This window comes from Bacillus sp. XT-4 (genome assembly GCF_050864245.1).
Classification (GTDB): Bacteria; Bacillota; Bacilli; order Bacillales; family Bacillaceae; genus Bacillus; species Bacillus altitudinis.
Genome location: NZ_JBPAFI010000008.1, coordinates 43992 through 61814 on the forward strand (window position 1 = coordinate 43992; position 17823 = coordinate 61814).

At 42.0% G+C, this 17823-nt stretch carries 16 protein-coding genes and 4 tRNA genes; 8 read left to right on the forward strand and 12 right to left on the reverse strand.

Translation table 11 applies throughout. The features are described 5' to 3' along the window. Window positions 1-4: 4 nt before the first annotated feature. From yycF to ACRRMM_RS16980, 5 genes are all read right to left on the reverse strand, one after another. Complete coding sequence (gene yycF / locus ACRRMM_RS16960; protein ID WP_017359978.1) at window positions 5-712, reverse strand: response regulator YycF; 708 nt, start codon at window positions 710-712, stop codon at window positions 5-7. Window positions 713-1059: 347 nt separating this feature from the next. Continuing rightward, window positions 1060-1132: transfer RNA gene (locus tag ACRRMM_RS16965), tRNA-Phe, on the reverse strand. A gap of 17 nt (window positions 1133-1149) precedes the next feature. Next, a tRNA-Asp gene (locus tag ACRRMM_RS16970) sits at window positions 1150-1226 on the reverse strand. Between the two features lie 81 nt (window positions 1227-1307). After that, window positions 1308-1379, reverse strand: a tRNA-Glu gene (locus tag ACRRMM_RS16975). A gap of 6 nt (window positions 1380-1385) precedes the next feature. Next, a tRNA-Lys gene (locus tag ACRRMM_RS16980) sits at window positions 1386-1461 on the reverse strand. Window positions 1462-1795: 334 nt separating this feature from the next. Here ACRRMM_RS16980 and ACRRMM_RS16985 point away from each other — a divergent pair. Next, window positions 1796-2320: a peroxiredoxin family protein gene (locus tag ACRRMM_RS16985; protein WP_017368445.1), complete on the forward strand. Its 525-nt coding sequence runs from the start codon at window positions 1796-1798 to the stop codon at window positions 2318-2320. A gap of 230 nt (window positions 2321-2550) precedes the next feature. Here the strand turns inward: ACRRMM_RS16985 and ACRRMM_RS16990 are convergent, their stop codons facing one another. From ACRRMM_RS16990 to ACRRMM_RS17005, 4 genes are all read right to left on the reverse strand, one after another. Continuing rightward, the gene (locus ACRRMM_RS16990) at window positions 2551-2760 is read right to left on the reverse strand and encodes a hypothetical protein (protein ID WP_035390108.1); all 210 of its coding nucleotides are present in this window, start codon (window positions 2758-2760) and stop codon (window positions 2551-2553) included. 15 nt (window positions 2761-2775) lie between these two features. Continuing rightward, the gene (locus ACRRMM_RS16995; protein WP_428828721.1) at window positions 2776-3909 is read right to left on the reverse strand and encodes a DUF418 domain-containing protein; all 1134 of its coding nucleotides are present in this window, start codon (window positions 3907-3909) and stop codon (window positions 2776-2778) included. A gap of 133 nt (window positions 3910-4042) precedes the next feature. Next, the gene (locus ACRRMM_RS17000; RefSeq protein ID WP_007497400.1) at window positions 4043-5338 is read right to left on the reverse strand and encodes an adenylosuccinate synthase; all 1296 of its coding nucleotides are present in this window, start codon (window positions 5336-5338) and stop codon (window positions 4043-4045) included. Between the two features lie 216 nt (window positions 5339-5554). Then, window positions 5555-6136 carry a TetR/AcrR family transcriptional regulator gene (locus tag ACRRMM_RS17005; protein WP_428828722.1) on the reverse strand — a complete coding sequence of 194 codons (582 nt, stop codon included), beginning with the start codon at window positions 6134-6136 and terminating at the stop codon, window positions 5555-5557. A gap of 138 nt (window positions 6137-6274) precedes the next feature. Between ACRRMM_RS17005 and ACRRMM_RS17010 the strand changes: the two genes are divergently transcribed. Then, window positions 6275-7480, forward strand: coding sequence for a cytochrome P450 (locus tag ACRRMM_RS17010; protein WP_368774775.1), 1206 nt, complete (start codon window positions 6275-6277; stop codon window positions 7478-7480). A 32-nt stretch (window positions 7481-7512) separates the two neighbouring features. On the opposite strand, the gene ACRRMM_RS17015 is transcribed toward ACRRMM_RS17010, so the two are convergent. The 3 genes from ACRRMM_RS17015 to ACRRMM_RS17025 all read right to left on the reverse strand — a co-directional run bounded on the left by ACRRMM_RS17015 (window position 7513) and on the right by ACRRMM_RS17025 (window position 10661). Then, window positions 7513-7926 (reverse strand): VOC family protein, encoded by a 414-nt coding sequence (locus tag ACRRMM_RS17015; RefSeq protein WP_368774776.1) that lies wholly within the window; start codon window positions 7924-7926, stop codon window positions 7513-7515. Between the two features lie 131 nt (window positions 7927-8057). Further along, window positions 8058-9422, reverse strand: coding sequence for a replicative DNA helicase (dnaB, locus tag ACRRMM_RS17020; RefSeq protein WP_368774777.1), 1365 nt, complete (start codon window positions 9420-9422; stop codon window positions 8058-8060). Window positions 9423-9704: 282 nt separating this feature from the next. Next, the gene (locus tag ACRRMM_RS17025) at window positions 9705-10661 is read right to left on the reverse strand and encodes a DUF4885 family protein (RefSeq protein ID WP_428828723.1); all 957 of its coding nucleotides are present in this window, start codon (window positions 10659-10661) and stop codon (window positions 9705-9707) included. 109 nt (window positions 10662-10770) lie between these two features. Between ACRRMM_RS17025 and ACRRMM_RS17030 the strand changes: the two genes are divergently transcribed. From ACRRMM_RS17030 to ACRRMM_RS17055, 6 genes are all read left to right on the forward strand, one after another. After that, window positions 10771-11628 (forward strand): hypothetical protein, encoded by an 858-nt coding sequence (locus ACRRMM_RS17030; RefSeq protein ID WP_019743428.1) that lies wholly within the window; start codon window positions 10771-10773, stop codon window positions 11626-11628. Between the two features lie 745 nt (window positions 11629-12373). Beyond that, complete coding sequence (locus tag ACRRMM_RS17035) at window positions 12374-13252, forward strand: alpha/beta hydrolase (protein WP_428828724.1); 879 nt, start codon at window positions 12374-12376, stop codon at window positions 13250-13252. 7 nt (window positions 13253-13259) lie between these two features. Next, window positions 13260-14045: a 2,3-dihydro-2,3-dihydroxybenzoate dehydrogenase gene (locus ACRRMM_RS17040; protein ID WP_428828725.1), complete on the forward strand. Its 786-nt coding sequence runs from the start codon at window positions 13260-13262 to the stop codon at window positions 14043-14045. 26 nt (window positions 14046-14071) lie between these two features. Beyond that, a complete protein-coding gene (gene dhbC, locus ACRRMM_RS17045; protein WP_428828726.1) occupies window positions 14072-15253 on the forward strand; it encodes an isochorismate synthase DhbC in 1182 nt (393 codons plus the stop codon). 25 nt (window positions 15254-15278) lie between these two features. After that, window positions 15279-16898, forward strand: a complete 1620-nt coding sequence (locus tag ACRRMM_RS17050) for a (2,3-dihydroxybenzoyl)adenylate synthase (protein ID WP_428828727.1) — start codon at window positions 15279-15281, stop codon at window positions 16896-16898. Window positions 16899-16916: 18 nt separating this feature from the next. Continuing rightward, complete coding sequence (locus tag ACRRMM_RS17055) at window positions 16917-17822, forward strand: isochorismatase family protein (RefSeq protein WP_428828728.1); 906 nt, start codon at window positions 16917-16919, stop codon at window positions 17820-17822. Window position 17823: the final 1 nt, after the last annotated feature.

A 17823-nucleotide genomic window follows, 5' to 3' on the forward strand; every position in this document is an offset into this window, starting at 1 on the left:
AATCTTAGTCCTGCTCTGGGTTTCTTAAATAGTAGCCGACGCCTCGTCTTGTCACGATCCAGCTCGGGTGGCTAGGGTTGTCTTCAATTTTTTCACGAAGACGGCGGACTGTCACGTCTACTGTACGGACATCTCCGAAGTAATCGTAGCCCCAAACCGTTTGCAGTAAGTGCTCACGTGTCATGACTTGTCCAATATGTTTCGCTAAGTAATGAAGCAATTCGAACTCACGATGCGTTAGCTCAATCGTTTCGTCACGCTTAGACACGACATACGCATCTGGGTAGATCACAAGTGAACCAATCTCGATATCATTTGATTCAGATTCTTCCTCTGATTGCGGAGCAGCCGTCTGTCTTCTTAAATTTGCTTTTACACGTGCAAGCAGCTCGCGTGTACTGAATGGCTTTGTGACATAATCGTCCGCGCCAAGCTCAAGACCAATGACTTTATCGATTTCAGAGTCTTTTGCTGTCAGCATGATAATCGGCATGTCATATTTCTTTCTCACTTCACGGCATACTTCAACGCCATCTTTGTTCGGCAGCATAATGTCGAGCAAAATGATGTCTGGCTTAATTTCTTCTACCATTTCAAGGGCTTCATTTCCGTCATACGCACAATGAACCTCGTAGCCCTCTTTTCTTAAGTTAAATTCCAATATATCCGCAATCGGCTTTTCATCATCTACGACAAGAATCTTTTTTTCCATTGTGATTTCCTCCTGCATTTTTAGCATCTATGTCATTCCATTTTGCATGTCTCATTATGCCTTCTTCATTTACGAAAAAAAGGCTCACTGTCTATTATAACGTTTTAAGAGGCAAAGATAAAAATAATAACGGCTTTCTTTGCTAGTAAACGTTGGATAGAAGAACTTCACCCAAAAGATTTGATGACTTTTTCCTTTTTTATTGAAACTTTTCCAGTCACCAAACGTCTATATACATGTAACGTCTTCTTCTTATGGAGCCGGGCCCTACCTAGGTCCGGCTTCTCCCTTTTTATGCCTTCTTTTCATAATAAAAACGCACCTGCGATTGCAGATGCGTTTGGAAGTGGCTCGGGACGGAATCGAACCGCCGACACACGGATTTTCAGTCCGTTGCTCTACCAACTGAGCTACCGAGCCAAGTATTCATTTGAAAATGGCGGTCCGGACGGGACTCGAACCCGCGACCTCCTGCGTGACAGGCAGGCATTCTAACCAACTGAACTACCGGACCTCAGTAACTTGCCCGAAAAAGCAATCGTGGTGCTCCTTCAAGCAAGTGAGGAAAAATTAGCTTAACGCTAAAGTAAATCAATGACCCGTACGGGATTCGAACCCGTGTTACCGCCGTGAAAGGGCGGTGTCTTAACCGCTTGACCAACGGGCCAAAACATGGTGAGCCATGAAGGACTCGAACCTTCGACCCTCTGATTAAAAGTCAGATGCTCTACCAACTGAGCTAATGGCTCTCGGTTTGTGAAAAGTAATTCTGAAGAAGTTGTACTGCGTCAAACCAATCGCTTTAAAAAAGCTGGAACATCGCATCTTAACAAGTTTCAGAGACCTTTGCAACAACGAGATTTATAATATCATAGAGTAATTACATATGGCAATACGTTTTTCGACATTTTTTTAAAAAAAGTGTCGGATTTGATATCTTCTGTTAAACCGCCTAATCCTGCAAGCGCCTTCATTCAATCATTGGCTACTGCCCAATCCAGCACACAGAAACGTTTGATTCCGACCAATATTGGTTATACAAGAAACAAACAGCATGGTGATTGAAAAAGGAGGAAGCATAGGATGAGTTCATTTAAATTAGGAGATAAAATGCCCGATTTTTCACTGCCAACAGTGCAGGGCGATCACATTGAGTTTTACAAACATTTAGAGGAGCATCAAAGCTGGCACCTCATCGTTTTCTTTAGAGGATCATGGTGCCCAGTATGTGTCGAGGAATTAAAAGAGCTGGAAAAACAGCAATCCTATTTTCAAGACAAGGATATTCACTTAATGACGATCTCAACGGATAACCCTGAAGACTTGAAAGAATTTGCAGACAAAGAGGGACTTTCTTTCCCCATCATGTCTGACCAAAACCTCACATCATTGAAAGCCTATGAAGTCTTCTATCACGGGGAAGATGCCCCATACGAAGATCATGGGGTGCACGGAGAACCTGCCTATTTCTTATTAAATGAAAAAGGCCAAGTCCTCTATCAGCAAAGACAAACAAGTCCATTTGGCAGACCGCACGCCAACGAACTGCGCAAAATCATTCAATACATTCGTAAAAATTTAAAAGGCCAATATAAAAGCCTGAAATAAAAAAGAAGCTCTCGTCAGAGGGCTTCTTCAATTGATGATAAAGGGATAAAATGAACTTTATTTTATCCCTTTATCTTCTTTTCAGCGTAGTTGAAAACCTTTGAAGTCTAGGAAAGACGAGTACCGGCGCGGAGCGAATTTGACATTCGTGAGCACCGGCACGCAGGACTGACAACGAATGCGAGGGTTTGTCTACACGCTGAGAAGCTCTCGTCAGAGGGCTTCTTTTTTTATGAATGTTTTTTATTGTATAGCCAATCTGCGGTGAAAAACACAAGGAGACCTGTCATTAAAATCACAAAAGTGACGGGTGGTCTGTCATCTTGGAAAAACGCATACAACGCATGTCCTCCTAATGCTAGAAGATAAAAAACAAACGCCGATCCTGCTGCTTTTTGTGCATTGGCTTGTTCTCTTTTCGTCGTTTTTTTGAAAAACATTGTATCTATTCCCCTTTAAGATGCTTTCTTCATTGTCACCCGGCGAAGTGCCTGTGATCGGATATACTCCATTGGTCCAATCCGCCAGACGTTTAAGCACAGGGCTGAAATGGCAATTTGCAGAAGTGAAATGAACAGCCATGACAAGACGATAAGGGGGGCGTTGATTTGCCCGCCAAGACCCAATCCCCAGCTATAAAAAAGAAGCGAGCAGATGACATTTTGCAGGATATAGCAGCTAAGCGCCATTTTTCCTACATATTCAAACCAAGTCCACATGAACCATGATTCCGTCCGTTCTAAAAGCTTCGCCACAACAGCAATATAGAAAATAGAGAGGAATGGCGAAAACACATAGCGCACCACGAATTCCACTATGTCATTTGGTACAAAGACGAGCGCATTCAGCGGCAGTCCAATCCACAAACCCATTCGGAACAATGTTTTCCGCAGAGTTTGCCCACGCTCATTTGCATAAAATACACCGGCTCTCATCATCCGCACACCTAATAAAAACAAAAAGGTATTCATTGGGATAATAAAGATTGCTTCTTCTCGGTACATCAAAAAGTGCTGTAATCGGTCTTGAACTTGAGATATCCATGTCTCCGGCAGTTGTTCTTCGTACGCTGGTTCACTGCTCTCGTCATAGGATTCATTTTCCAATTCAGAGAAAGAAAATACAACGAGAAAAGCCGTCACCAACAAATGAATGACACCCGAGACAATCATGCCTTTTTTGATGCGCCGACTCCCTCCACGGACAATAAACGCCACAAGCAAACCCGTGACGGCGTAACTCATGAGCACATCATATTCCATCACTAGCGCAAAATGGACAAAGCCTTCAATCAATAAGAATAAAAGAATCCATAAATATGTACCCGGCCAAGTCGTATTTTTTCTTTTCGCCTGCTGGTATTTCAGCTCTAGCCCTACGCCAAACATGATTGTGAGCAGCGATAGCATTTTGCCATAAACGAACATAGAGACAAGACTTTCAAGAAAACTACCATTTTCATATTCATCCGCAATCTGATCTGTCGCAAAGGTATCCCCTGCGTATGCAAAAAACCAGACGTTTGTACCCAATGTACCTAATATCGCAAAACCTCGTAAAATATCTAATAATCGTATTCTTTCTTTCACTAGAACGCTCCTTCCTTTTTATACAGTTATCACATTTTGGTAATGACAGGAAGAGCGTTCCGTAGAAATTAAGGAATATTTAAACAAAAAAAGACACCAGTAAAATGTGTGATTTTACTGGTGTCTGATCAGTCTATAATGATGGACGGTACACGCTGCGGACAACGTTCGTTTGGGAACGGTCTGGTCCGACTGAGAAAATAGAAAGTGGAATACCTGTTAATTGTGAAATGCGCTCTAAGTAATGACGGGCATTTGCAGGCAGTTCACTTAAATTCTTCACACCTGTAATATCCTCTGTCCAACCTGGCATTTCTTCGTAGACAGGTTCACATTTCGCTAATTCATTTAGACTTGCTGGGAATTCTTCAGTGATTTCTCCGTTCAATTTATAAGCGACACAGATTTTCAATTTCTCAATCCCTGTCAGTACATCGATGGAGTTAAGAGATAAATCTGTAATTCCGCTCACACGGCGTGCATGACGGACAACAACACTGTCAAACCAACCAACACGGCGCGGGCGGCCAGTTGTCGTACCGTATTCACGGCCAACTTCACGGATTTGATCGCCAATTTCATCATGGAGTTCTGTCGGGAATGGGCCATCACCTACACGAGTTGTGTAAGCTTTTGATACGCCGACCACATGTTGAATTTTCGTAGGACCTACACCAGAACCAATCGTCACGCCTCCAGCCACTGGGTTAGATGACGTCACGAACGGATATGTTCCTTGATCGATATCAAGCATAACGCCTTGTGCCCCTTCAAAAAGAACACGGCGGCCTTCATCTAGAGCATCGTTCAATACAACAGATGTGTCCACGACATATTTTTTCACTTGCTGACCATATTCATAATACTCATCTAAAATATCTTCAATTTTGAAGCCTTCTGTGTCGTACATTTTCTCTAAAAGACGATTTTTCTCTTCTAGATTACGTGCAAGCTTCTCTTCAAATACTTCACGATCTAATAAATCTGCGATACGGATTCCGACGCGGGCAGCTTTGTCCATATAAGCTGGTCCGATTCCTTTTTTCGTCGTACCGATCTTGTTAGCCCCTTTCCGCTCTTCTTCTACCTCGTCCAATTTTAAGTGATAAGGCAGAATGACATGGGCTCTATTGCTGATTCTGAGGTTATCTGTACTCACATTCCGTTCGTGAAGATACGCAAGCTCAGTGACCAACGCTTTAGGATCAACCACCATTCCATTACCGATGACACAAGTTTTCTCTTTGTAAAAAATACCGGACGGAATGAGGTGTAGCTTGTAAGTCACTCCATCAAATTTGATTGTGTGACCTGCATTGTTTCCCCCTTGATAACGGGCAATCACCTCTGCATTTTCTGAAAGGAAATCGGTAATTTTCCCTTTCCCTTCGTCACCCCACTGCGTACCTACTACGACTACTGAAGACATATCGTGCACCTCCGTTAACCTTTCAAAACGTTATCTCTTTCAAACACATTTATTTTATCAATGCACAATGAAAAAGTCAACGTGAAATCCGAACATTAATATCTCGAAATCAAATTTTGTTCGTTTTACATGTGAGGAAAAGCGCTTTAATTGCTCATTCTACGCTTAAACAAGAAGATTTCGATCAAAATTACTGTTTTTCTCATTTCCGTTTGTTCAGTGATTTTCAATCAATTGAATCATCGAACTTGCCATAAAGTCGGGTGAGTATGGTCTGCCTTTTCTCAGCCACCACTCAGCTGTTCCAACATAAGCAGAAATGACAAATTGCTTCTGCATCTCGAGAGGAACGTGTTGTGGATCAGGTGTTGAACCTGTGACTTCTTCTAGCCCCAAAGTAAAGCTTTCTTCAAAAAAAGCACTGGCTGTCTGATGAATATTAAGCTCTCTTCCCCTTTTCAAGAGAATCTGATACTCCTCTTCATGTTCCTGCAAATGCTGATAAAAGCGATAAATATACACATATGCTGCACGATCGCTCTTCCACTCACTTTCATGTACAGGAGCAAAAATAGCGGTTTTCATGACATCAAACATCTCATCCATGACCTGCTGAGCTAGGTCAAACTTATCCTCATAATGCTGATAAAAGGTGGTGCGATGGATTCCTGCCTTGTTCGTCAAATCTTGTACAGAAATCTTCCCCCATTCCTTCTCCTTTAATAACTGAAATAACGCTTTTCTTAATTGTTGCTTTGATTCAGTTGCGCGCTTATCCCCTCTGTAGCAGTCCGCCACAAGCCGCTCTCCCCTTCCCATTTTTCTTCAACAGATTTCGCCTTTCTGTTGGTTGAATCCTTTCTCCTGATGAATTACCTTTAAATCTAACACAGTGAAAAAAAGGAATCATCTGACAACCCATAAGGAGTGATGATCATGGAAACAACAACACCTAGTGCCGTTCAGAAAGCGTTATTAAGAGGGAAAAATAAGCAGGACCCGTATCACCCATTTGATTGGTACGCCAAAATGCGTCAAGAATCCCCTGTTCATTTTGATGAACACAGCCAAACATGGAGTGTCTTCACCTATGAAGAAGCAAAGCGCGTCACCATCGATAAAGATACCTTTTCTAGTCAACCTCCTCAAGACCACCGGAAACATTCACTGATGAAAACAATGGTCATGATGGACCCGCCAAAACATACACGAATCCGTTCCATTGTGAGCAAAGCCTTTACACCCCGGGTGATGAAATTGTGGGAACCACGCATTCAAGAGTTAATGGATGATCTCATTGCACAAATAGAAGGTAAGGAAGAGATTGATCTTGTTCAAGACATCTCCTATCCGCTTCCTGTCATAGTCATTGCAGAGCTTTTAGGTGTGCCAACAGAACATAAACAATCCTTTAAAGAATGGTCCGATATTCTCGTCAGCATGCCTAAAAGTGAAGAAGAAAGAGATGTCGTTGAATGGCAGAAAACACGGGATCAAAGCGAAGCGGACATGATGGCGTTTTTTGCTGACATCATTGAAGAGAAGCGGCAGAACCTTAGTGATGATTTGATTTCTCTTTTAATTCAAGCGGAGGAAGATGGAGACAAGCTGTCCGCAGACGAATTAATTCCTTTCTGCAATCTTCTCCTGTTAGCAGGCAACGAAACGACCACCAACCTGATCTCCAATATGATCTTTAGTTTGTTAGAAAATCCGGGGGCGTATGAAGCGCTCGCTCAATCACCTGACCTCATTCCTCGAGCTGTGGAGGAGGCTGTCCGTTTTCGTGCCCCTGCGCCTACCATCGTCCGATATGTCACAGAAGACACCGAACTTGGAGGAAAAGTCTTGAAAAAGGGAGACAGTGTGATTGTCTTTCTTGCTTCTGCGAACCGGGATGAGCGTCAATTTCCAAACGCACATGAGTACGATATACACCGGCACCCTAATCCCCATATTGGCTTTGGCCACGGCATTCATTTCTGCCTAGGCGCACCACTTGCTCGCCTAGAAGCATGCACTGCCATCAAAGCCATACAGTCACGATATGGATCACTAGAGCTTCTCTCTTACGTCCCAATGACAAGCAGCGGTATGTATGGGCTAAAAGAGCTAAAACTCCGTGTCACGCCTCGATCATAACAAAAAGGACTCCCACGAGATGGGAGTCTTTCTTAATCAGGTGTAATTCCTTCTGTATTCATGAGCACCACTCGATATCCATCTGGATCTTCAATCGTCACGCCTCCTCGATCCCAGTACGGGTTCGTAGAGGTGACATGCCGTCCACCAAATGCGATCAGTCTCTTTTTCATCTGCTGAAATTCTTCTTCATTCGGAATATAGAATACAAGCAGCTGCTCTGGGTGGGGAACAGGCAAGCTTTCGTCTTCTTCATGTTTGGTGATTTCCAGATGAACATGCTGGTGAGGAAGCCCAAACATGACCCCATCATACCCTTCATGCTGATCAAATGAGCCTATTCGTTTCAGCCCTAAACCTTCTTCATAAAATGAAACAATCTCTTTCATGTTGACGGTCGGACGTGCGATGCGTAATTGAGCGGCTTCGAATTGTTGAAACTTCATCAGTCATCACTCCTTTTCTCTCCTTTTAGTATACGCTCTCTTTTTCTTCCACTCCTCCTCATTTCGACTGTTTTTCAGTCATTCTTTCGATGTAGATGGATCAAAAAAAGCCCAGCTTCTTGAGCTGGGCTTTAAGCACCGGGCGGAACACCCACATCGTCAAATCTTCTTTCTAAGTTGACGAATTTGTTATATTCTTTTACGAATGCCAGTGACACCGTTCCAACTGGACCGTTACGCTGTTTCGCAATAATAATTTCAATAATGTTCTTATTCTCTGATTCTTTGTCATAGTAATCATCACGATAAAGGAACGCCACAATATCGGCATCCTGCTCAATACTTCCTGATTCACGAATATCAGACATCATCGGACGTTTGTCCTGACGCTGCTCTACCCCACGAGAAAGCTGTGATAAGGCAATGACCGGCACTTCAAGTTCTCTTGCTAGTGACTTTAAAGCCCTAGAAATTTCAGATACCTCTTGCTGACGGTTATCGCTTGATCGTCCACTCCCTTGGATGAGCTGTAAGTAGTCAATCAGGATCATGCCAAGCCCGTTTTCTTGCTTCAAACGGCGGCATTTCGAGCGAATTTCACTGACTCTAATGCCAGGTGTATCATCAATGAAAATCCCACTGTTTGATAACGAACCCATCGCCATTGTCAGCTTACCCCAGTCCTCTTCTGTGAGATTACCGGTTCTTAGGTTTTGTGCATTGATATTTCCCTCGGCACAAAGCATACGCATGACCAGCTGCTCAGCGCCCATCTCTAAACTAAAGATGGCGACACTTTCATCCGTCTTGGTCGCGACGTTTTGGGCAATATTTAACGCGAAGGCTGTTTTCCCTACGGACGGACGAGCGGCTACAATAATCAAGTCATTTCGCTGGAAGCCAGCTGTCATCCGGTCAAGCTCTGAGAAACCCGTTGGAATCCCAGTGATATCACCTTTTCGATTATGAAGCTGTTCAATATTATCATATGTCTGAACAAGAACGTCTTTAATGTTTTGGAAAGCTCCTGAGTTTTTACGCTGAGCCACTTCCATAATGGTTTTTTCAGCATCACTCAATAGATCTTCTACTTCATCCTCACGCGTATATCCATCTTGTGCAATGGTTGTCGCTGTACGGATCAGACGTCTTAAAATGGATTTTTCTTCCACGATTTTTGCATAATATTCAATGTTTGCGGCAGTTGGGACAGAGTTCGCAATATCGGTTAAATACGAAATCCCGCCTACCTCTTCTAGTAAGTCTGTATTGGCAAGTTCTGATGTCACCGTGACAAGGTCAACCGGTTCCCCTCTATCACCAAGTACAAGCATCGCATTGTAAATCTTTTGATGCGACATTCTATAGAAATCCTCTGGAATTAATACTTCAGAAGCGAGCGTTAGCGCAGATGGTTCTAAAAAAACAGCACCTAATACGGCCTGCTCGGCTTCTATATTTTGCGGCGGCAGCCGGTCATCGAGAAGTTCCGTCATGCCAAGCACCGTCCTTTCATAAAAAAATACGCTACTCATCATTTTAACATTTTCATCAATAAAAAAGTGAAAAACATCAACTATAGTCAAAATTACCATGTCGATGTTTTGTTGAACAGCGAAACAACACACTTCAAATAGAAAAGACTCTGTAACATAAATTGTTATAGAGTCCTTTGTATCGCTAATGGAATTTGTAGCTGTTGTTCACACATGTGATCGATACTCCAACATGGCATGAACACGCACATGATCAAATATTGAAAATATCAGGTGCGTTTTTTAATCTATCGTTTTCTTAACTCCGTAATTCACCTTTTGTCCAATATCATATAAAGACCCGTTTTCATACCCAATAGATAGCACCAAATCGGGAATAGAATCATATCCGTTTTTGGCTAAGTCAAAGAGCTGTGCACCATAATGTGATGCAGCAATGCGGGCATTTTCTGCTGTGTATGGGTTTTTCAGAAGTTCTTCTTTGTAGATATCAAAAATGTTCGCTCCGGTATCCGTTACAAATTGACCGTTTACAATGCTTAAATCTTTTAAGTCGTAGCCTGTCACCGTTTTGATTTGATTGACAAGGTGGAACTTTGCAAGTGAATCCGGCGTGAATTGAGTCGAATCATCATTTCTACTTTTCATAATATGGAAAAATAGTTCTCTTGTATTGTTGCTTGTATTTAATATGTCTTCTATTTGTTTGATCAGTGATTCATCAGTTGATCCACTCACCACTAATTTGAAATGATTTGGGTCAATGGTAAAAGTTAAATTGGCGTTTTTAGGAATGTTCAAACCATTGGTAGAAAACAAAGCTTGCAGTTGTTCGTTCACCTTCTGACGATTTAATAGTTTCTTTTCTACACTTTCTTGGGTAGGATCGTACCGTTTTTCATTACGGAAAATAGCATCATTGAAGTCATATTGTCCACCTTTATTATTCCTTGCCCAACTCATTTCCATCGTATAAGCAGCTTCTCTCTCCACTTTAGTTAGATCACTTCTGAAATAAGAAGAGTATGGATTTCGATACTTATCATATATATGACTCTGAGGATCTTTGAATCGTTTATTTTGTTCATTTATTTTTTCGTATTTTTCATCTAATATTTTCATTCGTCTATCAGATTCGGTCATCACTTCGTTTGTACTTTTAATAGCTGATTGACCTTTAGAGTTTATTTGGTTCAAATTGTTCGAAGAACTGGCTGTATACGACGTATTAAAATTCATTTTGATTCTCCTTTTTTAAGAAAATAGTGATTATTAAATATATCGGCAATTCAGTTAAAATTTGTTAGTTTAATGTCGATATAGTAATTATTACAAGGAGGGTTAATATATGACAAATACTATCTTTAAACGTTTATTATTACCAGCATTATTATTGGCGCTTGTTGCTAGTTTTTTTGCACCTACTTCAGCGGAAGCAGCTATTACAGGGAATAACAGCCCTAACACTGCAAGTTCAATGGGATATTGGAAAAACAGTCGTTCAGACACGACAATCTTACCTGAAGGTGAAAATGAAGCGTATTATCAGTTTACGATCAATAAAGGGGAAAGAGTTTATGTCAGAAGTTCGTATAATAAGCAATATACAGGGATGAATATCGAGGTGTATAATTCGAAATATTCTAGGACAGGATCCGAAGTTATAAATCCTGATTCAGTAACGCCTTTTATTTTTGCAAATACTGGTGACGTGACTTCAACTTCAGAAACTTATTTTGTGAAAGTAACCCGTGGTACATATACCGGTAACATGTATTTTACTGTTTCCATTCAAGATCGTATTAAATCTGGAAATGGGACATTCAATTTTACAGGGACTGCTACGAACTTGGGGAATTCTTCTTTAAATTTTTTAGGAGTTGACTCTTCAGTCATTACAATGGATTTAACGAATAATTCCACAGTGCCTAAACGCGCTGTAGTTAAATCAATTACGACAACTAGCACTCAAACACCTAACCAAGGGAATGTCACACACAAACTGATGGCTAGTGATAGTAACATTTGGTATCAATCACTTTTCTCCTCTGCAACAAGTGGTTCTTATCGTATATCTCTGGATGATCAATTAAGAGTCGCTCAAAAATGGAGCTTTAAGTACAACGCAAAAGCTACGGCGAGATCTACTATGAGCAATGTCAAAGCCGATATCCGTTACGAATATGATGTCACAGATGGATTTTAAGTGAATGATGTTAACAGATATGTACACCAATTGATCAAAAAGTAAGGGCACATCCCTTACTTTTTTTATTGCCTCATTTTTGATGTTATATGTTATTTCGCCACTCTACAGTGCTTGTCATGATTGCTTCACTTCATGATATTCCTCCACTGTAAACGTATTTTTCAGCTTGAGCTGATTTTCAAGCAGATTTAGCCTCAGTTTTCCTAGTGGGGGTATCATTCTGCCTACATCCCCTGCGATCTTGTCTTCCATAGAAAATTGTCTATGAATTTAAGCATGATATTGAATAAATTGTGAATTAAGAACACTAACTTTCCCCAAAATCCACCTCTTTTTTTCTAAAAACACAAGAAGGTCTATAGACTTATTTTACTCAAAATTATTTCAAGAAGAAAAACCTATATTTAATCATGATTCAAACAGAAGAAAATGGTAAATAATTTGAGACTGCCAAGGTTTTTTGGCATTTCTACTCTGTTTTAATGACACAATCCGGCATTCTCTATTTCCAATCATTTGGTAGTTAGTTAGTCCTTTATTTTCTGAATATTTAGATCAAATTATCGATTATACCACTTTATGAACATTTGACTTCCTAATTGATAAACATTATCATTTGATTTGCTTGCGTGATAATTGAGAATCATTTTCATTTAAATTTTTATTACTACACTCATCCAATATCCGCAAGCCTGCTTTTATCATCATATGAGGTCAATTTGAGAAAGGGGATTTTTCACATATGGCCAAACGCACTGAAGGAATGGGTACTGATGCATTTTTTGGAGAAAGCCGTCCTTTTTTTATACCTGGGACGGAGCAACTAGATATCACAACACACCCATACAGACTTTTTATATTTAAACCGAATACCACTCCTCCCGAAACTGGTTTTCCAGTCATGTACGTGCTTGATGGGAATTCACTTTTTGGCACAATGGTCGAAGCCATCCGTTTACAGTCAAGAAGACCTGAAAAAACAGGTGTCGTACCTGCTATTATTGTTGGAATTGGCTATCAGACAGAAGCGCCCTATCATCCGCTTAGGCATTATGATCTCACTCTTACCGGCCCTGACGTTTCCATTGGGGGTAAAAGAAAGGACTTCTCCATCCATACATATGGCGGCGCCTCTGCTTTCTTTTCTTTTTTAGAAAAGACGGTTAAGCCATACATTGAACAGCGCTTTCCAATTAATCAGAGTCGTCAAACACTATTTGGCCATTCTCTTGGCGGGCTTTTTGTATTACACACACTATTTGAGCACCCTGACGCTTATCAGACATATATTGCGGGCAGTCCATCTATCCACTGGAACAAAGAATTATTTCTAGAAAAAGAACACCAATTTACCAACCGCATCCGTCAAGTGCCTATGGATGTAAGGCTACTTGTAGGTGTAGGTGAGTTAGAAAAACATCATCCATGTCAAATGAATGCTCATGCAAAGTCTCTAGCCAATCGTATGCTGCCTTTATCCTCGTATGGCTTGCATACGACCTATCACGAATTTCCTGAAGAAGGACATACGTCTGTTTTACCGGTGCTGATGAATGACGCTTTTCGTTTTGCATTTTATCATCAAGATCCTTTAACAACTACAGACTTGAAAGAAAGGTAGTGAACACATGAAACAGAGTGGTTTGTCTCATAAAATTGCCCTTATTACAGGCGCAGGACAAGGTATTGGACAAGCAGTCGCCAAAAGACTAGCCGATGAAGGTGCGATCATTGCAGCAGTTGACACAAATGAAGATCAGCTGCAAAGCACCGTGCAGAAGTTGAATGATAAAGGCATACGTGCCTTTGCCTATCCAAGTGACATTACCGATCAAGCATCTGTTCAGCACATTGTCGATCAAATTGAAAAGCAGCTTGGCCCTATTTATTTACTGGTCAATGTAGCAGGTATTCTTCGGATCAGTTCGATTGATCAGATTAGTACAGATGACTGGCACCAAACCTTCGCAGTCAATACACATGGTCTCTTTTACATATCCCAAGCTGTATCCACATACATGATGAAAAGATCAGAAGGGGTCATTGTGACTGTCAGTTCTAACGCAGGTGCCATTCCTAGAATGAATATGGCTGCCTATGCTGCTTCAAAAGCAGCAGCTACTTCTTTTACAAAAACGCTTGGATTAGAGCTGGCTACCTATGGCATTAGATGCAACGTCGTCTCTCCCGGCTCTACCGCAACACCTATGCAATGGGCTTTATGGACTGATGAGCAAGGAGCAGATCAGGTGATTAAAGGTTCATTAGAGACGTATAAAACCGGTATTCCTTTACAAAAAATCGCTGACCCTCAACAGATTGCTGATGCAGTCATCTTCTTTGCATCTGAGCAATCCAGCCATATTACGATGCAGAATCTCACAATTGATGGTGGCGCAACACTCGGAATTTAGCATTTTATCAAAAAGGAGGCCTTTTCATGAAACATTCATTATTGTCGACAGAAGAACAAGTACAGTTGATCCAAGACTATCAGCCAGGCGCATTTTTCCTTGCTTCTCCTAAACGAGCGTTACTTGCAGAGGGGATATTCCAGCATATTAAAACCAATCAACTCGATGAACTATCCACAAAGGTAGCCCATGTTTTTGAGACTGCCAAACAAGCTGGAATTCAAGCACCGATTGTTGCTGGTGCTGTTCCGTTTGATCCGGCACAACCCGTTCGTTTAAATGTGCCAGTCCATGTACAGTTTAGTGATCCACTCGAATTTCATCAAGGTGATGAGGAATCAGAAGTGACATCACCATCCTATGAGGTGACACCTGTCCCTTCTCCTGAAGTCTACATGAATGGTGTGAATGAAGGGTTAGCTAAAATTGAAAAAGGAGAGCTTAGCAAAATCGTCATTTCTCGATCTCTCCATCTCAAATCAAATCAAGATATTCCTACGAAAGCAATACTCGAGCGGCTGGCTCGTCATAATACAACTGGTTATACGTTTGCTGCAAACGTAGCTGATCCGAAATCTTCCCAAAAGCGCACACTTCTTGGGGCAAGCCCTGAGCTGCTTCTTTCAAAAACTGGTTCATCTGTGATTTCCAATCCACTCGCTGGTTCTCGGCCACGCAGTTCAGACCCCGTAGAAGACCAGCGTCGTCACGATGAACTTCTTACTTCCGCAAAGGATTTACACGAGCATGCAGTGGTTGTCGATGCTGTCACTAAAGCGCTTGCTCCTTACTGTCATACGTTAGATGTACCTGCATCACCATCCGTCATACAGACAGAAACGATGTGGCATTTATCTACTGTGGTCAAAGGTGAATTAACAGATTCCAATGTGTCCTCCATTGATTTAGCGCTTAGCCTCCATCCAACACCCGCAGTATGCGGAACACCTACAGTAGATGCACGTGAAGCCATTCAAGCGATTGAACCCTTCGATCGAGGATTTTTCACAGGAATGGTCGGCTGGGCAGATGCAAATGGTGATGGAGATTGGATTGTCACCATTCGCTGTGCAGAAGCTGAAGGTCACTCCCTTCGCCTCTTTGCTGGTGCAGGAGTGGTCAAAGGATCAAAGGCAGAAGAAGAGCTAGCCGAAACATCTGCAAAATTCAACACGATGCTTCATGCGATGGGCATCCATCAGCTATAAAAATACATAGGAGATGACAAAAGACATGTTTGTTCAACCACCTACATGGCCAGAAGAATTTGCAAAACGCTACCGTGAAAACGGCTGTTGGCGTGGAGAAACCTTTAGCGGGATGCTTCGTGAACGCGCCGTATTGTTAGGGAATAAAACAGCGATTACATACGCTGATACACACATGAGCTATCAAGAACTTGATGAGCGCGTCAGCAGTCTTGCCGCCGGTTTTCATCAGCTTGGAATTCAAAAGGGAAGTCGAGTTGTCGTGCAGCTTCCTAACATTCCTGCTTTTTTTGAAGTCGTTTTCGCTTTATTTCGTATCGGTGCTTTACCCGTCTTCTCACTGCCATCTCATAGAAGCAGTGAAATCACTTATTTTATTGAATTTGCCGAAGCAGACGCATATGTCATACCAGATATCGATGGCGGCTTTGATTATCGATCACTCGCACGTCAAGTGAAAGAAAAACTTCCCTCATTACCTCATGTCATTGTTGCAGGAGAAGCTGAGGAATTCCTAGACTTGGATGATTTGCACAAGGACCCAGCGCTCGATCCACAAATACATGTAGAGGCAAGCGACATTGCGTTTCTTCAGTTATCTGGAGGAAGCACAGGCCTTTCTAAGCTCATACCTCGTACACATGATGACTATATTTATAGTCTTTGGAAAAGCAATGAGGTGTGCGAGCTCACACAACATAGTGTGTATCTAGCTACACTTCCAGTTGCACACAACTATCCATTAAGCTCGCCTGGCGTTCTTGGGACATTATACGCTGGTGGAAGAGTCGTTCTTGCACCTGGATCAAGCCCTGATGTCGTCTTTCCACTCATTGAAAAAGAACGAGCGACGATTACCGCTGTCGTTCCACCAATTGCATTGATTTGGCTCGAAGCCGCTCCTCATCGATCAGATGACTTATCGAGTCTTGAGGTCTTACAAGTCGGTGGTGCTAAATTAAGTGCTGAGGCAGCAAAACGAGTGATGCCTGCCCTTGGGTGTAAGTTACAGCAAGTTTTTGGCATGGCAGAAGGTCTGGTCAACTATACCAGATTGGATGACCCTGAACATGTCATTATTCATACACAAGGACGCCCGATGTCTGAATATGATGAGGTACTAGTGGTAGACGATGAGGACAAGCCCGTCCCAAATGAAATGGCTGGACACCTTTTAACAAGAGGACCTTATACGATTCGCGGCTACTATAAAGCCGATGAACAAAACAAAAAAGCATTTACAACAGATGGCTTCTACAGAACAGGTGACATCGTGCGATTAACCAAAGAAGGAAATGTTGTTGTAGAAGGCAGAGACAAGGATCAAATCAATCGTGGTGGCGAAAAGGTTGCTGCTGAAGAAGTTGAAAACCATTTACTTGCGCATCCTGACATTCATGATGCCGCCATGGTGTCCATGCCAGATCCATTTCTTGGCGAACGCTCATGTGCCTTTGTTATTGCGAAAGGAAACAACAAACCAGCACCGCATGTCTTAAAGTTATTTCTAAGAGAACGCGGGCTCGCTGCCTATAAAATTCCTGACCGCATTGAATGGATTGATGCGTTCCCACAAACAGGTGTAGGAAAAATCAGTAAAAAAGCATTAAGAGAATTAGCTGCAATCCATACTGCCAACGTATAAAAAAGAGGAGTGAAAACCATGGCAATCCCTACTATTCCTGCGTATCCAATGCCAAGCATACATGATTTACCCGAAAATAAAGTGAACTGGATCCCTGATCCGAAACGTGCTGTCCTGCTGATACATGACATGCAGCAATATTTTTTAAATGCATTTCAACAAGATACTTCACCGATTACAGAGTTAGTGCAGCATATTGAACAATTACGTGATACATGCAAAGAACTCTGCATTCCAGTCGTCTATACAGCTCAACCTGGCGATCAAGACCCGAAGGATCGTGCTTTATTAACCGATTTTTGGGGACCTGGTCTTGGTGATGATGAAGCATTGACAAAAATCATTGATCAGCTTGCTCCATCTGAATCAGATACAATGCTGACAAAATGGCGTTATAGCGCATTCAAAAAATCCAACTTTTTAGATCTTCTTCACGAAGGCGGACGTGATCAACTGATCATTACTGGCGTATATGCACATATTGGATGTATGCTGACAGCCGCAGAAGCATTCATGCTCGATATTGAAACCTTTTTTGTCGCCGATGCCGTCGCTGACTTTTCACTTAAGCATCACAAAATGGCAATGACCTATGCAGCTGAACGCTGTGCGGTGACCACTACGACCAATCAAATCATTCGTCGTTTAACAGGGCAGGAAACAGCTGATGACCTATCCTTTGATGCCATCGTTCACCAAGTAGCTGAGTATCTTCAAATCAATCCAAATGAAATACCGCTTGACGAGAATCTCGTCTACCTTGGCCTTGATTCAATTAGAATGATGAGCCTAGCGGAAAAGTGGAGACAGCAAGGGGCGACCATCAATTTCGTTGAGCTTGCAGCAAATCCAACGCTCATGTCTTGGCGGACTCTTCTTTTCCCAGAAAAACAGCCATCTATCCCAAATATCGATTACTTGTAAA

Coding starts and splice junctions, on each gene's coding strand:
- yycF (WP_017359978.1), bottom strand. CDS start 712: ATGGAAAAAAAGATTCTTGTCGTAGATGATGAAAAGCCGATTGCGGAT.
- ACRRMM_RS16985 (WP_017368445.1), top strand. CDS start 1,796: ATGAGTTCATTTAAATTAGGAGATAAAATGCCCGATTTTTCACTGCCA.
- ACRRMM_RS16990 (WP_035390108.1), bottom strand. CDS start 2,760: ATGTTTTTCAAAAAAACGACGAAAAGAGAACAAGCCAATGCACAAAAA.
- ACRRMM_RS17000 (WP_007497400.1), bottom strand. CDS start 5,338: ATGTCTTCAGTAGTCGTAGTAGGTACGCAGTGGGGTGACGAAGGGAAA.
- ACRRMM_RS17010 (WP_368774775.1), top strand. CDS start 6,275: ATGGAAACAACAACACCTAGTGCCGTTCAGAAAGCGTTATTAAGAGGG.
- ACRRMM_RS17015 (WP_368774776.1), bottom strand. CDS start 7,926: ATGAAGTTTCAACAATTCGAAGCCGCTCAATTACGCATCGCACGTCCG.
- dnaB (WP_368774777.1), bottom strand. CDS start 9,422: ATGACGGAACTTCTCGATGACCGGCTGCCGCCGCAAAATATAGAAGCC.
- ACRRMM_RS17025 (WP_428828723.1), bottom strand. CDS start 10,661: ATGAATTTTAATACGTCGTATACAGCCAGTTCTTCGAACAATTTGAAC.
- ACRRMM_RS17030 (WP_019743428.1), top strand. CDS start 10,771: ATGACAAATACTATCTTTAAACGTTTATTATTACCAGCATTATTATTG.
- ACRRMM_RS17035 (WP_428828724.1), top strand. CDS start 12,374: ATGGCCAAACGCACTGAAGGAATGGGTACTGATGCATTTTTTGGAGAA.
- ACRRMM_RS17040 (WP_428828725.1), top strand. CDS start 13,260: ATGAAACAGAGTGGTTTGTCTCATAAAATTGCCCTTATTACAGGCGCA.
- dhbC (WP_428828726.1), top strand. CDS start 14,072: ATGAAACATTCATTATTGTCGACAGAAGAACAAGTACAGTTGATCCAA.
- ACRRMM_RS17050 (WP_428828727.1), top strand. CDS start 15,279: ATGTTTGTTCAACCACCTACATGGCCAGAAGAATTTGCAAAACGCTAC.
- ACRRMM_RS17055 (WP_428828728.1), top strand. CDS start 16,917: ATGGCAATCCCTACTATTCCTGCGTATCCAATGCCAAGCATACATGAT.